1 protein-coding gene is annotated in these 407 nt (G+C 34.9%); it reads left to right on the top strand.

Features of this window, described 5'->3' with window-relative positions:
- On the top strand, window positions 1-332 hold a 332-nt coding region (locus tag H5R64_RS01100; RefSeq protein ID WP_182582557.1), incomplete at its 5' end, for an RNA-guided endonuclease TnpB family protein.
- Window positions 333-407: the final 75 nt, after the last annotated feature.

Below are 407 nucleotides of genomic sequence, written 5' to 3'. Positions count from 1 at the left end.
CTAATTTGGTGAAACAATATGATGTAATTGTGATTGAAGATTTGAAAACCAAGAATCTTCAAAAGAATCATCATTTGGCTAAATCAATTGCCAATGCGAGTTGGTATCAATTTAGGACTATGTTGGAATATAAATGTGCGTGGTATGGTAAACAATTAATTACTGTTAAGCCAAACTATACTAGTCAAATTTGTAGTCAATGTGGCTATCACAGTGGTAAGAAACCACTAGAAATTCGAGAATGGACTTGTCCCAAATGTGGTACCCATCACGATCGGGATATTAATGTGGCAGTTAATATCTTGCATAAAGGATTAAAAGCCGTAGGCTAGGGACTAGCCGTGGTAAATAGCAAAGTTCTGTAAGTTAGGTATTGTGAATACACATGTAATATCCTAAATACTACT

It is taken from the genome of Limosilactobacillus fastidiosus, assembly GCF_014145505.1.
GTDB classification, from domain to species: domain Bacteria; phylum Bacillota; class Bacilli; order Lactobacillales; family Lactobacillaceae; genus Limosilactobacillus; species Limosilactobacillus fastidiosus.
The sequence above is the reverse complement of the archived record's forward strand: the minus strand, read 5'-3'. Positions and strand labels throughout refer to the sequence as shown.